At 61.6% G+C, this 14,162-nt stretch carries 9 protein-coding genes; 7 read left to right on the forward strand and 2 right to left on the reverse strand.

Annotated features, from left to right (window positions below; genetic code table 11):
- Positions 1-7: 7 nt before the first annotated feature.
- Both AC1RS8_RS22820 and AC1RS8_RS22825 read right to left on the reverse strand, forming a co-directional pair.
- The gene (locus AC1RS8_RS22820; protein ID WP_090456893.1) at positions 8-1,981 is read right to left on the reverse strand and encodes a MacB family efflux pump subunit; all 1,974 of its coding nucleotides are present in this window, start codon (positions 1,979-1,981) and stop codon (positions 8-10) included.
- Positions 1,982-3,154, reverse strand: a complete 1,173-nt coding sequence (locus tag AC1RS8_RS22825) for an efflux RND transporter periplasmic adaptor subunit (protein WP_489338968.1) — start codon at positions 3,152-3,154, stop codon at positions 1,982-1,984. It lies immediately after the preceding gene.
- Positions 3,155-3,559: 405 nt separating this feature from the next.
- Between AC1RS8_RS22825 and AC1RS8_RS22830 the strand changes: the two genes are divergently transcribed.
- The 7 genes from AC1RS8_RS22830 (at position 3,560) to AC1RS8_RS22860 (ending at position 14,159) form a co-directional block, all read left to right on the forward strand.
- Positions 3,560-4,042: a sigma-70 family RNA polymerase sigma factor gene (locus AC1RS8_RS22830; RefSeq protein WP_057713952.1), complete on the forward strand. Its 483-nt coding sequence runs from the start codon at positions 3,560-3,562 to the stop codon at positions 4,040-4,042.
- 134 nt (positions 4,043-4,176) lie between these two features.
- Positions 4,177-5,514, forward strand: a complete 1,338-nt coding sequence (locus AC1RS8_RS22835) for a lysine N(6)-hydroxylase/L-ornithine N(5)-oxygenase family protein (protein ID WP_489338967.1) — start codon at positions 4,177-4,179, stop codon at positions 5,512-5,514.
- A gap of 570 nt (positions 5,515-6,084) precedes the next feature.
- Positions 6,085-8,799 (forward strand): magnesium-translocating P-type ATPase, encoded by a 2,715-nt coding sequence (gene mgtA / locus AC1RS8_RS22840; RefSeq protein WP_489338966.1) that lies wholly within the window; start codon positions 6,085-6,087, stop codon positions 8,797-8,799.
- Positions 8,800-8,950: 151 nt separating this feature from the next.
- Positions 8,951-9,667, forward strand: coding sequence for an MgtC/SapB family protein (locus AC1RS8_RS22845; RefSeq protein ID WP_057713955.1), 717 nt, complete (start codon positions 8,951-8,953; stop codon positions 9,665-9,667).
- A 127-nt stretch (positions 9,668-9,794) separates the two neighbouring features.
- Entirely contained in the window at positions 9,795-10,196 is a 402-nt protein-coding gene (locus AC1RS8_RS22850) for a chemotaxis protein CheY (protein WP_489338965.1), read from the forward strand.
- Between the two features lie 108 nt (positions 10,197-10,304).
- Positions 10,305-10,931 carry a response regulator transcription factor gene (locus tag AC1RS8_RS22855; protein WP_057713957.1) on the forward strand — a complete coding sequence of 209 codons (627 nt, stop codon included), beginning with the start codon at positions 10,305-10,307 and terminating at the stop codon, positions 10,929-10,931.
- Positions 10,932-14,159 (forward strand): transporter substrate-binding domain-containing protein, encoded by a 3,228-nt coding sequence (locus tag AC1RS8_RS22860; RefSeq protein WP_493163654.1) that lies wholly within the window; start codon positions 10,932-10,934, stop codon positions 14,157-14,159.
- Positions 14,160-14,162 lie beyond the last annotated feature (3 nt).

The raw sequence follows: 14,162 nt of genomic DNA on the forward strand, positions 1-14,162 counted from the left end.
CAATCGATCATTCACTGGTAAGGGCCGTGACCGGGTCGAGTCGGGCAGCCTTGCGGGCCGGCATGTAGCCGAAAACGACACCGGTGACCAGGGCGCAGCCGAAGGCACCCAGCACCGCTATCAGGGAGAACGCGACAGCGACTTCGCTGAAAATCAGCACGCCACCGACGATCAGCGCCAGGGCAATCCCGGTGAGGCCGCCCACCACCGAGAGCATCACCGCTTCGGTGAGGAACTGGCGCAGGATGTCGCGCTGGCGGGCACCGGTGGCCATGCGGATACCGATCTCGCGAGTCCGCTCGCGCACCGTCATGAGCATGATGTTCATCACGCCGATCCCGCCCACCAGCAGCGAAATGGCCGCAATCGAGCCGAGCATCAGCGATAGGGTGTTTTGCGTGCGCGCCTCGGCCTGGATCATCGCCGCGTTGTTGGTCAGTTCGAAGTCGCGCTTGCCGTCGTGCAGACGCAGCATCAGTTGCTCGATGGCTTTTTCGGTTTCCTTGACCTTGCGCGCGTCGGCGGCGGCGATGGCGATGTACTCGGGATTGTGGGTGCCGAACAGGCGCACGCTCGCGGCGGAGTAGGGGATGGCGATACGGTCGTCGCTGTCGGAGTCGCCGGAGCTGGCGCCTTTTTCCGCGAGCACGCCGACCACCTGGAAGGGGACGTTTTCGATCAGGATGTACTGGCCGATCGGGTTGGCCACGTCCTTGAGCAATTTGGTCCGCACCTTGTGTCCGATCACCGCGACCGCCGCGGCGTTCTGTTCATCGGCGTGGGTGAAGTAGCTGCCTTCGACCACCGGCCAGTTGAAAATCGCCGGGAAGTTGGTGTCGTTGCCGCCGACGTAGCTCATGTGATCAAGGTTGCCAAAGCGCACCCCGGCCTCCTGGCCGTTGACCGGCATGATCCGCATCACCTGGGGCAAGCTGGCAATCGCGGCGACCTCATCGAGGGTGACGATGCCCATGGGCGTGCGCGGGTTGGGCGCCGAGCCGCTGAGGTAAATGATGTTGGAGCCGAACGCGCCCATCTGCGCCATCACCTGGCGCTTGCTGCCTTCGCCCACGGCCAGCATCACCACCACCGAGGCCACGCCTATGATGATGCCGAGCAAGGTCAGCGCGGTGCGGAACTTGTTGATCCACATCACTCGCCACGCCGCATGCACGGCATCGACCAATTCGCCTTTCCAGGCGCCGGTGGCTTCGGCGCCTTCGCTCAGGCGCTTGCGCAAATCGACGGCTTGCAGGGCGCCGGGGTTGGCAGAGTTTTGCGCGGTGGGATTGTCCCGGGCGCTGTCGCTGATGATCTCGCCGTCGCGAATTTCAATGATGCGCTTGGCCCGGGCCGCCACTTCGCGGTCGTGGGTGATGAGGATCACCACGTGGCCCTGGCTGGCCAGTTCGTCGAGCAGGGCCATGACCTCGGCGCCGCTGTGGCTGTCGAGGGCACCGGTGGGTTCGTCAGCCAGGATGATGTGGCCGCCATTCATTAATGCGCGGGCAATCGACACCCTTTGCTGCTGCCCGCCGGAGAGTTGATGGGGGCGGTTGCCGGTGCGCGAAGCCAGGCCGAGACGGTCGAGCAGGGCGGCGGCGCGAGCGTGGCGTTCGGCGGCTGGGGTGCCTGCGTAGATGGCCGGCATCTCGACGTTTTCCTGGGCCGAACCGGAGGGAATCAGGTGGTAGCCCTGGAACACAAAACCGAAGGCTTCACGACGCAGCCAGGCCAGTTCGTCACTGTCCAGCGCCGCGACGTTTTCCCCGGCGAAGCGGTATTCGCCCGAGGTCGGGCGGTCGAGGCAGCCGAGGATGTTCATCAGCGTCGACTTGCCGGAGCCGGAAGCGCCGACGATTGCCACGAACTCCCCGGCATGGATCGACAGGTCGATGCCGCGCAGCACATGGACTTCAGGCGCGTCGCCACCGCCGTAGGCTTTGCGGATGTCCGAAAGGTCGATCAGGGGCGTGTGCATTTAACCGCCGCTCCCGTCGATCGGGCCGATCAACAGGTGATCGCCCTCCTGCAGGCCATCGAGGATCTGCACCCGCAGGCGGTCGCTGATGCCGGTGCGCACGTTGCGCTGCTCGATGCTGCCGTTGCTGGCGACCACTTGCGCGGTCTGCTGGTCTGTCTGCGGGCCTGCCTGCAGGGCGGCGATGGGCGCGGTGAGAACGTTCTGCGCCTGATTGGCGACGAAAAATACCTGGGTGGTCATTTCCGCCATCAAGGCGTTGTCGGCGTTGTCGACGTCCAATAATACGGTGTACAGCACCACGCGGGCACTCCCGCTTTTGCTGGTGCTGGCGGGGCTGCCGCCGCCCTGGCTGGTCTGGTCCAGCGGCTTGGGCGGAACGGGGAGGATTTGCCGCACGGTGCTGGTCCAGCGCCGGGTGCCGCCGCTCAGGGTGGTGAACCAGGCGTGCATGCCGGGTTTGACGTGGCCGATGTCGGCCTCCGAGACCTCGGCCCACACGGTCATCGGCGACAGCTTGGCGATGCGCAGGATCAGCGGCGTTTGCTGCTGGGCGTTGAGGGTCTGGCCGACCCGGGCATCCAGCGCCACCACGGTGCCGGCCATCGGCGCATAAATCCGCGTGTAGCCGAGCTCCGCCTGATCGCTGCGCAGGCTGGCTTCGGCCTGGCGGATCTGCGCCTGGAACATGTCGACCCGTGCCTGGGTGGCGCGCAGTTCGGCCTGGGCGGTCTGCACGTCTTCTTCTCGGGTGGCGCCGCCGGCGGCGAGGTTCTGTTGACGTTGGTGTTTCTGCCGGGCCAAGTCGTGCTGCGCTCGCTGCTCCTGCAGCTGCGCCTTGAGGTTTTCGATGGAGAAGCGCCCGGCATCGAGTTTGGCCTGTTGCGTGGACGGGTCGATTTCCACCAGCAACTGGCCTTCCTTGACCACGTCGCCGACTTCCACGTGAATCTTGTGGATCTGCCCGGAGGCCTGGGCGCCGACGTCGACATAGCGCCGCGGTTGCAGGGTGCCCAATGCCGTGACGCTGCTTTCAATGTCGGTGCGGCTGACCTGAACGGTGACGAGCCCGTCGCGGCCCGGCGGGATGAACTGCCAGGCGGCGACGGCAACCACGGGGATCAGACAAAGTGCTGCAAGCAGGGCGCGTCGGGTCTGTCGGGGACGTTTCATGCAGGGTTCCGGCCTAGGAAATCGGCCCGTCGTTCAGCAGCAGGTCGATGGCTGAACGCTGCCGGCAGGGCCGGACAGGGACGGGGAGCTGTCCTGTAAACGTAGAAAGCGCCGGGGAATTTAGGTGCTGACACAAACTAATGTAGGAGCGAGCTTGATCGCGATGCACGTTAACGATAACGCGTGCCGTCTGGGTCAACACGTTGTCCTTGATGCCTTCGCGAGCAAGCTCGCTCCTACAGGGGTCGTGACTAAATACCAGGCAAGTTGAAGCAGTACTTTAAATCTATATGAGAATTACTATAAATTACGCGACTCGAACTGCCATTATCGTGCCACTGTTTATTTCAACGGTCGCGCAAAGGGCTCAAGGACAGAAACCGCACCCCCGTGCGGACGGGAGTCATGTTGGAAAACTACTATCGCGAACTGGTGTGTTTCCTGAACGCCAGGCTGGGCAACCGTCAGGTGGCCGAAGATGTGGTGCATGACGCTTATCTGCGGGTCCTGGAGCGTTCCAGTGATACGCCGATCGAGCAACCCCGGGCGTTCCTTTATCGCACCGCCCTCAACCTGGTTATCGACGACCATCGGCGCAACACCCTGCGTCAGGCCGAACCTCTTGAGGTGCTCGACAATGAAGAGCGCTATTTCACCCCTTCGCCGCATAACGTGCTCGATCATGGCCAGCGTCTGGAAATGCTCCAGTGTGCCCTGGCGGAGTTGCCGAGGTTGTGCCGCGAGAGTTTCCTGCTGCGCAAGATCGAAGGCCTGTCCCATCCGCAAATTGCCGAGCAACTGGGCATTTCCCGGGCAATGGTCGAGAAGCACATTGTCAATGCCATGAAGCATTGCCGTATACGGATGCGACAGTGGGACACCCAGTGAGCCTGCGCGGTTAAATTTTTTTTCACGGTCCTCGTTCCTAATCAACAGACGACCTGTTGTGCGGCCCTTGGTCGGTCAGGTCACTTAGGTTCAATGCCCCCGCCTTTGAGGGGAACATCCAGAGGACACTGGAAATGACACAGGCAATTGTATCGCCCCTCGTTCACGACCTGATCGGCGTCGGTTTCGGCCCCTCGAACCTGGCACTGGCCATCGCGCTGCAAGAGCGCGGGGCGAGCCAGGGCAACCTGGATGTGCTGTTTCTCGACAAGCAGGCCGACTACCGCTGGCACGGCAACACCCTGGTGACCCAGAGCGAGTTGCAGATTTCCTTCCTCAAGGACCTGGTGACCCTGCGCAATCCGACCAGCCCTTACTCGTTCGTCAATTACCTCAAGGCCCACGGGCGCCTGGTGGACTTCATCAACCTGGGCACCTTCTATCCGTGCCGCATGGAGTACAACGACTATCTGCGCTGGGTCGCCGGGCAGTTCACCGCGCAAAGCCGCTACGGCGAAGAAGTGCTGACCATCGAGCCGGTGCTGCACAACCATCAGGTCGAGGCGTTGCGGGTGATTTCCCGCGATGCGACCGGGCATCAGCAGGTGCGCACCACCCGGTCGGTGGTGGTCAGCGCCGGTGGCACGCCACGTATTCCCGAGGTATTCAAGGCACTCAGGGATGACGGTCGGGTGTTCCATCACTCCCAGTACCTGGCGCAGATGGCCAAGCAGCCGTGCGTGGACAACCGGCCGATGAGCATCGCGATCATCGGAGGCGGGCAGAGCGCGGCAGAGGCCTTCATCGATTTGAACGACAGCTTCCCGTCGGTGCAGGTGGACATGATCCTGCGCGGCTCGGCACTCAAGCCGGCCGACGACAGCCCCTTCGTCAACGAAGTGTTTTCCCCGGAGTTCACCGACCTGGTGTTCCAGCAGCCAGGCAGCGAGCGCGAGCGCCTGGTGAACGAGTACCACAACACCAACTACTCGGTGGTGGACATCGATCTGATCGAGCGAATCTACGGCATCTTCTATCGGCAGAAGGTCTCGGGCATCGCCCGTCATGCGTTCCGCACCCTGACCACCATCGAAAAGGCCACCGCCAACGAACGGGGCATCGAACTGGTGTTGCGCAACAACGCCACCGGCGAAGTCTCGGTGCGTCACTACGACGCTGTGGTGCTGGCCACCGGTTACGAGCGGCAGATGCACCGCAAGCTGCTGGCACCGCTCGAAGAGTACCTGGGTGATTTCGAGGTCGATCGCAACTACAAACTGATCACCGATGAACGCTGCAAGGCCGGCCTCTACATGCAGGGCTTTTGCCAGGCCAGCCATGGGCTGAGCGACACCTTGCTGTCGATCCTGCCGATTCGCGCCGATGAAATCGCCGGCTCGCTGTATGAACACGGCAAGCATCGCGGGCATGGCCGGTCGGTGGTGGATTTGTTGTTGGCCACTGCCAGCTGAGTCCTGCGGCGACTAAAAGGCCGCCATCGCGAGCAAGCTCGCTCCCACAGTGGACCGGTGTCCACAGGACCAATGTGGGAGCGAGCTTGCTCGCGATGGGGCCATTGAAATCACCCAAAACAGTCAATCCTGAACCCTTCCTGAAGAACCCCGCGATTCCCCCCGGCAAGCTTTTATAGCGGGTTTACTCTCCAAACTTCGGGGCGTAAGCTTCGCGCGTTTTCATCCATTACGGAGACCCACAGTGGGTACTTGTTCGAGTGACAGTTGTCGGCCGGTCTCGGTAACCGGCATTTTCTCGGCAAGATAACGCGCAGTCTCCTGTGCCGTTGTCTCGCCGACAAGCGAGCAGCGGCATCCCGATCATGGCCCGTCCTGGCCGTGTCCCGAAGTCCCTCTCATCGACGCTGAACAGTGCGTGGTTTCGACTTGTTGTCGTGGCCGCCGCTCTATCGACACGCCTGTCATTCGTGACCGGCGTGCCAGGCCTTGCTTTGCCGGTTGTTCCGGCGCAAGAGGCGTGGACCCGCCTGCTCGACGGTTTCCCGGCTGACCAAAGGGGCACCAGCCATGAAACTTAACCTCAAGGAATTCTTCGCAGGCTTCCTGCGTAACCGCCACATCGCCCGGCACTTCCGTAGCCTGGCGTTGCTGGAAACCTTCACCGACACCACGGTCAGCCGTGAAGTCCCGCCCAGCCTGGCGCAAACCCTGGTGGCCGCTGCCGGCAGCGACACGGGTCAATTGCTCAACACCCTGGGCAGTCACACCGACGGCTTGAGCGAGCTTGAAGCCGATGCCTTGCGCGAGCAGTTCGGCTTCAATGAAGTCGAGCACGAACAACCACTGCCTTGGTGGATGCACCTGTGGCACTGCTACAAGAATCCGTTCAACCTGCTGCTGACGTTGCTGGCGGTCATCTCCTGGCTGACCGAAGACATGAAAGCCGCCGTCGTGATTTTCTCCATGGTGGTGCTCTCGACCTTCCTGCGTTTCTGGCAGGAAACCAAATCCAACCAGGCCGCCGATGCCCTCAAGGCGATGGTCAGCAACACCGCCACGGTGATGCGCCGGGACCTTGAGGACCGCGGCGCGCAGCGTATCGAATTGCCGATCAGGCACCTGGTGCCGGGCGATCTGATCGTGTTGTCTGCCGGCGACATGATTCCCGCCGATTGCCGGGTGCTCAGCGCCAAGGACCTGTTCGTCAGCCAGGCTGCCATGACCGGCGAATCGATGCCGGTGGAAAAGTTTCCCCGCCAGCAGGACCGTGACACGCTCAATCCCCTGGACCTGGACAACATCCTGTTCATGGGCACCAACGTGGTGTCCGGCACGGCCATGGCGGTGATCATTACCACCGGCAACAGCACCTATTTCGGTGCCCTGGCCCAGCGGGTCGGCGCCACTGACCGGGCACCGACTTCGTTCCAGACCGGGGTCAACAAAGTCAGCTGGCTGCTGATCCGCTTCATGTTCGTGATGGCGCCGCTGGTGTTGTTCATCAACGGTTTCACCAAGGGCGACTGGACCGAAGCGCTGCTGTTCGCGCTGTCGATCGCCGTGGGCCTGACCCCGGAAATGCTGCCGATGATCGTCACCTCGACCCTGGCCAAGGGCGCGGTGTTCCTGTCGCGCAAGAAAGTCATCGTCAAACGCCTCGACGCTATCCAGAACTTCGGCGCCATGGACGTGCTGTGCACCGACAAGACCGGTACCCTGACCCAGGACAAGATCTTCCTGGCGCGCAACGTCGATGTCTGGGGCCATGACTCCGATGACGTGCTGGAAATGGCCTACCTCAACAGCTACTACCAGACCGGCCTGAAAAACCTGCTGGATGTGGCGGTGCTCGAACACGTCGAGATCCACCGTGAACTGAAGGTCGGCACGGCGTTTCGCAAGGTCGACGAGATCCCGTTCGACTTCACCCGCCGGCGCATGTCGGTGGTGGTCGCCGAGCGCGATCAACCGCACTTGCTGATCTGCAAGGGCGCGGTGGAAGAGGTGCTGGCGGTGTGCTCGCGGGTGCGTCATGGCGAAGTCGATGAGGCCTTGACCGAAGAACTGCTGGCGCGCATCCGTCAGGTCACGGCCACGTTCAACGCCGAGGGCCTGCGGGTGGTTGCGGTAGCGGCACGGCCAATGGTCGAAGGCCGCGATACCTACAGCCTGGCCGACGAACAGGCACTGACGCTGATCGGTTACGTGGCATTTCTCGATCCGCCGAAAGAAAGCACCGCACCGGCCATCAAGGCCCTGGCCGCCCATGGCGTGGCGGTGAAAGTGCTGACCGGCGACAACGAACTGGTGACGGCGAAAATCTGCCGCGAAGTCGGCCTGGAGCAGCAGGGCCTGCTGATGGGCAATGACATCGAGCGCATGAGCGACGCCGAACTGGCGAAAGCCGTGGAGACCACCAACGTCTTCGCCAAACTGACGCCCTCGCACAAGGAGCGCATTGTCCGTCTGCTCAAGGGCAACGGCCATGTGGTCGGTTTCATGGGCGACGGCATCAATGACGCCCCGGCCCTGCGTACCGCCGACATCGGTATTTCGGTGGACAGCGCCGTGGACATCGCCAAAGAAGCGGCCGATATCATCCTGCTGGAAAAGAGCCTGATGGTGCTGGAGGAGGGTGTGCTGGAAGGGCGCCGGACCTTCGCCAACATGCTCAAGTACATCAAGATGACCGCCAGTTCGAACTTCGGCAACGTGTTCTCGGTGCTGGTGGCCAGTGCGTTCATACCGTTCCTGCCCATGCTGCCGATGCACCTGCTGGTGCAGAACCTGCTCTATGACATTTCGCAGATCGCCATTCCGTTCGATAACGTCGATGACGAAATGCTCAAGCAACCGCAGCGCTGGCAGCCGGCGGATGTCGGGCGCTTCATGCTGTTTTTCGGGCCGATCAGTTCGATCTTCGACATCACCACGTTCGCCTTGATGTGGTACGTGTTCGATGCCAACACCCCGGATCACCAGACCCTGTTCCAGTCCGGCTGGTTCGTGGTCGGGCTGCTGACCCAGACGCTGATCGTGCACATGATCCGCACGCCGAAAATCCCGTTCCTGCAAAGCCGCGCGGCCATGCCCTTGCTGGTGATGACCGGGCTGATCATGGCCGTGGGGATTTTCCTGCCGATGGGACCGTTGGCCCATTACTTCAAATTGCAGGCGTTGCCTTCGCTGTATTTCGTGTTCCTGCCGGTGATCCTGCTGGCGTACATGGCACTGACCCAGGCGGTGAAGGGGTTCTACATTCGTCGGTTTGGCTGGCAATAAAGCCGCGAGGCTGGCCAATCAACGCAACCCCTGTGGGAGCGAGCTTGCTCGCGATGACTGAGTGTCAGTCGATATCCATGTCAACTGATACACCGCCATCGCGAGCAAGCTCGCTCCCACAGGGGATCGTGTGTTTTTCAAAGGATTCATCATGCAAGCACTGAACAACCTCAACCTGACCTCCCTGCTCGACACCCTGGTCAGCCTCAGCGCGGCCTTCATCCTCGGTGGCCTGATCGGTTTCGAGCGCCAGTACCGGCAGCGCACCGCCGGCCTGCGCACCAACGTGCTGGTGGCGGTGGGCGCGGCGATTTTCGTCGACATGGCCAACCGTCTCGCCGGTGCCGAAGGTGCCGTGCGGGTCGTAGCTTACGTAGTTTCCGGCATCGGCTTCCTCGGTGCCGGGGTGATCATGCGCGAAGAGGGCAACGTGCGCGGTCTCAACACGGCCGCCACGCTCTGGACCTCGGCGGCAGTCGGTGCCTGCGCCGGTGCCGACCTGCTGGCCGAGGCGTTGCTTGGCACCTTGTTTGTGCTCGCGGCCAACACCTTGCTGCGGCCGATCGTCAACAACATCAACCGTCAGCCGCTGGATGTGATTTCGGCGGAGGTCACCAACATCGTCTATGTCATTGCCCGACGCACGCAGCAGAAAGCCGTGCTGGCCTTGCTCGAAGCCGAGCTGGAACGCAGTAACTACCCGGCCAGCGATGTCGATGTGCACGCCTTCGGCACGGATGAAATTGAAATCGAAGCCACCCTGGCCACCACTTCGGTCGATGGTGATGAGCTGGATGCGCTGGTGGCACGGATTTCGACCTCGACCCTGGTGGTGCAGGCGTTCTGGAGTCCGAGTACCACGGAGTAAGGGCCAAGGTTTCCCTGGCAAGCGTCAGACTAACCGGCTTTTATTTAGGAAAATTCCTACATAAACCCAGGAAGGTCTTCCGTAGGCTTTGCGACCTCTTGAAATCGACATCCTTTTGGAGGTCACCATGCCGAACAAATCCTTGCGCATCCTGATCGCCGATGCGCAGCACTTCAACCGCCTGCGGATCGAGCGACTGTTCAATCAGCTCGGCTACTTTCGCGTAGCACCGGTGCAGAGCCTCGACGAGCTCCTGCCACTGGTGGAGTACGGTTGCGAGCCTTTGGACCTGGTGCTTATCAACGGGGCGATGGCCAGCGAAGGGCTGGACCTGTTGAGTTTTTTTGCCGACAACCCGCATGTTCATCACGCGTTTATCTTCAATGAACAGCAGACGCCGTTGCCGCCCGTCGCGGGCAACGTCCAGGTCAGCCGGACTGCCCTGCCTGACCTGGTGTGCATTACGCAGCTGATGAGCGCTGTCGATCGTCGGCTACCGTTTGTCGGAACTGTCATTTCTGTCAGGTAGTTCTTTGCAGCCTTCCATGCAAAAGTCTATGCGCAGCGTTGTGTCCAACCGCTGCGGTGCCTGGAGGGCATTTTTTGCCCGATCGTGTTGGTTTGCACGGGAGATGTCATGAAGTCAGCACTGATTGCGGAAGATCATCCGGTGGTTCGCTCCATGATCAAACTCGTACTCAAGGGCGAAGGGTTCAAGCGGATTTACGAGGCCTGCCGTGGCGATAAGGTCCTGACGTTGATCCGGGAGCATCAACCGGATGTCGTGCTGCTTGATCTGGGCCTTCCCGGTGTGGCGGGGCTTGAGGTGATGGACCGTATCAAGACCGAAAAGATGCGATGTCGCGTGGTGGTGTTCACCTCGCTGGAGGCCCAGTTCTATCAGGACCGCTGCATGCGTGCCGGGGCTGTTGCCTATGTTTGCAAGAGCAAGGACCTGGATGACCTGAAGGCGGCGGTGAATTGCGTGATGGCCGGCTACACCTATTTCGCTCAGATTCCCTCCAGTTCCGTGTCGATGGGGGAGTTGCAACGCAGCGAAAAGCAGTTGATCGACAGGCTGTCCAATCGTGAGTTGACCATCCTGCAGTACCTGGCCCGGGGGTCGAAAAACCTCGAAATCGCCGAGATCATGCACCTGAGCTACAAGACCGTCAGTACCTACAAGACCCGACTCACCCTCAAGCTCAACGTGAACTCGTCGGTGCACTTGAGGGATTTCGCCCTGCGCAATCATCTGATCTGAATGAACGCACTCCGACGACTGGCAGGTGGGGTACTGATCGGCCTTCTTCTCTGGGCATCAACGGTCTGTGCACAACAGTCGTTGACCCTGTTGGGACGCTCGAGTGTCGAAGGCCTGAGCGTCAGGTTGTCGGAAACCGAGTCGCGCTGGCTACAGAAAAAGGGCCGATTGGTGCTGGCTGTCTCGGCGCCGGACTATCCCCCCTTCGAGTTCAACACGGCGGGCAAGGTATTCGAAGGCCTGACAGCCGATTACGCCGGCTTGCTCGAACAATTGCTGAACGTCGTCATTGAGGTCCAACGTTATCCGTCGCGGGCCGACGCGGTGCAGGCCATCAAGGAAGGGCAGGCAGACCTGCTGGGAACGGCCAATCGATTTGAAGCCGAAGATCCACAGTTACAGATGTCCAGCGCGTACGCGGTCGATCAACCGGTGCTGGTCACGCGCACCGATTTCCCTCCGGTGCTCGACCCGACACTGGCCGGCAAGCGGCTGGTGATGCTGTATCACTACCTGCCCGAATACAGCGTGCAACAGTTCTATTCCAGGGCGCAGGTCCAGCTGTTTCCTTCGACATTGGCGGCGATGGGCGCCGTGGCTTTCGGCCAGGCCGATGTCTACCTGGGCGATGCGATCAATGCCCATTACCTGATCAGCAGAAATTACCTGAACAACGTGCACCTGACGGACTTCTCGCCCATGGAGTCCGGGCGTTTTGCCTTTGCGATGGCCCGCGACAACGATTCGCTGTTGCGCATCGTCAACAAGGCACTGGCGGCCATCACCACCAATGAACAAATGAACATCCTGCGTCGTTGGGGGGCAAACGGGGTGTCTATCCCGGGCACCCAGTCATTGCAATTGAGCGTGGCCGAGCAACGCTGGCTCGAACGCCACCCACGGGTGAGGGTCGCGATCAACGAAAACATTCCGCCGATTTCATTTATCGACAGCGAAGGCAAGTTCCGCGGTATTGGCGTCGATGTGCTGACGAAAATCAGTTTGCGCACCGGCTTGCAATTCGACATCCGGGGCATGAAATCGGTAGCCGAGATGATGACCGGCATCAGGAGCGGGCAGATCGATGTGCTGGCCGGTATCGGCCTCAGTTCCCAGCGTGAAGATCAATTGCTGTTCACCCGGGCGTTCCTGAGCAGCCCTTCGGTGCTGGTGACCCGCGTGGCCGCGGACAGCCCCAGGACGCTGGATGACATGGCAGGGCGAACCCTGGCACTGACCCAGGGCAACATTGTCGGCGAGTACCTTCGCCAGCATTACCCGCTGATCCAGTTGGTGGATGCACCATTGTCGACGGACGCCATGGAAATGGTCGCCCAAGGCAAGACGCACGGCGGCATCAACTCCTTGATCAGCGCCCGTTACCTGATTTCCCGGCAGTATCGCGATCGCCTGCAAGTGACCAGCACCGTGGGCACCGACCCTGCACGAAGCACCCTGGCGACCAGTCGCGAGGCCACCGAGCTGCATTCGATCCTGGACAAGGCGCTGTTGAGCATCCCTCCCGAAGAAATTGACGAGCTGACCCAGCCCTGGCGCTATGACTCGATGGTCGAGCAGAGTTACTGGTTGCGACACCGGCAGGCGATCGTGAAGGCGTTTGCAGTGGCGGGTGTCTTGCTGTTGCTCGCGTTGGCCGGGATCGTCTGGCAGCGGCGCCAGATTCGCCAGCGTCAGCAATTGCTCGGACAACTGCAGGAAGCCAAGGACGCGGCGGACGACGCCAACCGGGCCAAGACCACGTTCCTGGCCACCATGAGCCATGAAATCCGCACGCCGATGAACGCCTTGATAGGCATGCTCGAACTGGCGCTGAAACGGGCCGATGAAGGGGAGACCGACCGCGCCGCCATCGAGGTGGCGTCCAACGCCGGGCAGCAATTGCTGGATTTGATCGGCGACATTCTGGACGTCGCGCGGATCGAATCCGGGCATTTGTCGCTGGCGCCGGAGCGGGTCAATCTGCAGGCGCTGGTGACGTCGGTCTGCCGGGTTTTCGAAGGACTGGCGGTGCAGAAGAGTCTGCAGTGGCGGGTCGAACTCGACGAACACAGTGACTGTGACGTGATGCTCGACCCCACGCGCTTCAAACAGGTGCTGTCGAATCTGCTGAGCAATGCGATCAAGTTCACCCGGGAAGGCCAGGTGAAGCTGACGCTGGGAGTGCGACCTCAAGCCCCGGCGCACCTCGCCGTCAGCGTACAGATCGAGGACAGCGGCATCGGCATCAGTGCTTTCGACCAGCAACGCCTGTTCAGCCCGTTCGTGCAGGCGGGCAACAGCCAGCAGAGCGCCCGGCAAGGATCCGGCCTGGGTCTGGTGATCAGTCGTACCCTGTGCGAAATGATGGGCGGCCGGTTGCAACTCGACAGTCAGCCTGGGCATGGGACGCGGGTGGACATCAGCCTGGTGCTGCCCGCCCTGCAAGCGTTACCCGCGGGGGGCAAGACCCTGGATCCGGCGCAGCTCACGACCCGGGCGTTGTCGATTCTGGTGGTCGACGATTATCCGGCCAATCGCCTGTTGCTCTCGCGGCAGCTGAGCTATCTGGGCCATCGCGTGGTGCTGGCTGAAGACGGGGCGCAGGGGCTTGAACAGTGGCGCGGGCAAGGGTTCGACCTGGTCATCACCGACTGCAACATGCCGGTGCTCAGTGGTTACGAATTGGCGGGTGCAATACGTGAACAAGAGCGGGTGCAGGGGCTGTCGGCGACACTGATTCTGGGCTTTACCGCCAATGCGCAGGCCGAGGAGAAGGTCCGATGCCAGGCCGCGGGTATGGACGATTGCCTGTTCAAACCCATTCGCCTGGTGGATTTGCAGGCGTGGCTCGCCCAGCGGTTTTCCAGCGCACCCTCAACGGCAATCGACGATCCAGGCGTCGCCGAATTCGATTTGAGCGGGCTGGAGCGCTTTGCGGATGTGGACCGTGAGCTGATCGATCAACTGTTGCGCGATCTGGCGCTGAGCAACCGCGAGGATCGCGTGCATTTACTGGCCTTGCATGCTGGCGGCAATCACCCGGGCTTGCAGGAACTGGCACACCGGATCAAGGGTGGGGCTCTGATGGTGCGAGCGCTTGCCCTGGTCGAGTGTTGCGAACAACTGGAGCAGGCGTGCAATGACGGTCGCGGGGTGCTGATCGACGACGCCGTCGACCAGCTACAGCAAGCCATGGCCCGCCTGGACCGGCATCTGGAGCAGGATTGAGGC

This window comes from Pseudomonas sp. GW821-FHT12A04 (assembly GCF_058807755.1).

Excerpts from the sequence above, each read along its gene's own strand:
- AC1RS8_RS22820 (WP_090456893.1), bottom strand. The coding sequence starts at position 1,981 with ATGCACACGCCCCTGATCGACCTTTCGGACATCCGCAAAGCCTACGGC.
- AC1RS8_RS22825 (WP_489338968.1), bottom strand. The coding sequence starts at position 3,154 with ATGAAACGTCCCCGACAGACCCGACGCGCCCTGCTTGCAGCACTTTGT.
- AC1RS8_RS22830 (WP_057713952.1), top strand. The coding sequence starts at position 3,560 with ATGTTGGAAAACTACTATCGCGAACTGGTGTGTTTCCTGAACGCCAGG.
- AC1RS8_RS22835 (WP_489338967.1), top strand. The coding sequence starts at position 4,177 with ATGACACAGGCAATTGTATCGCCCCTCGTTCACGACCTGATCGGCGTC.
- mgtA (WP_489338966.1), top strand. The coding sequence starts at position 6,085 with ATGAAACTTAACCTCAAGGAATTCTTCGCAGGCTTCCTGCGTAACCGC.
- AC1RS8_RS22845 (WP_057713955.1), top strand. The coding sequence starts at position 8,951 with ATGCAAGCACTGAACAACCTCAACCTGACCTCCCTGCTCGACACCCTG.
- AC1RS8_RS22850 (WP_489338965.1), top strand. The coding sequence starts at position 9,795 with ATGCCGAACAAATCCTTGCGCATCCTGATCGCCGATGCGCAGCACTTC.
- AC1RS8_RS22855 (WP_057713957.1), top strand. The coding sequence starts at position 10,305 with ATGAAGTCAGCACTGATTGCGGAAGATCATCCGGTGGTTCGCTCCATG.
- AC1RS8_RS22860 (WP_493163654.1), top strand. The coding sequence starts at position 10,932 with ATGAACGCACTCCGACGACTGGCAGGTGGGGTACTGATCGGCCTTCTT.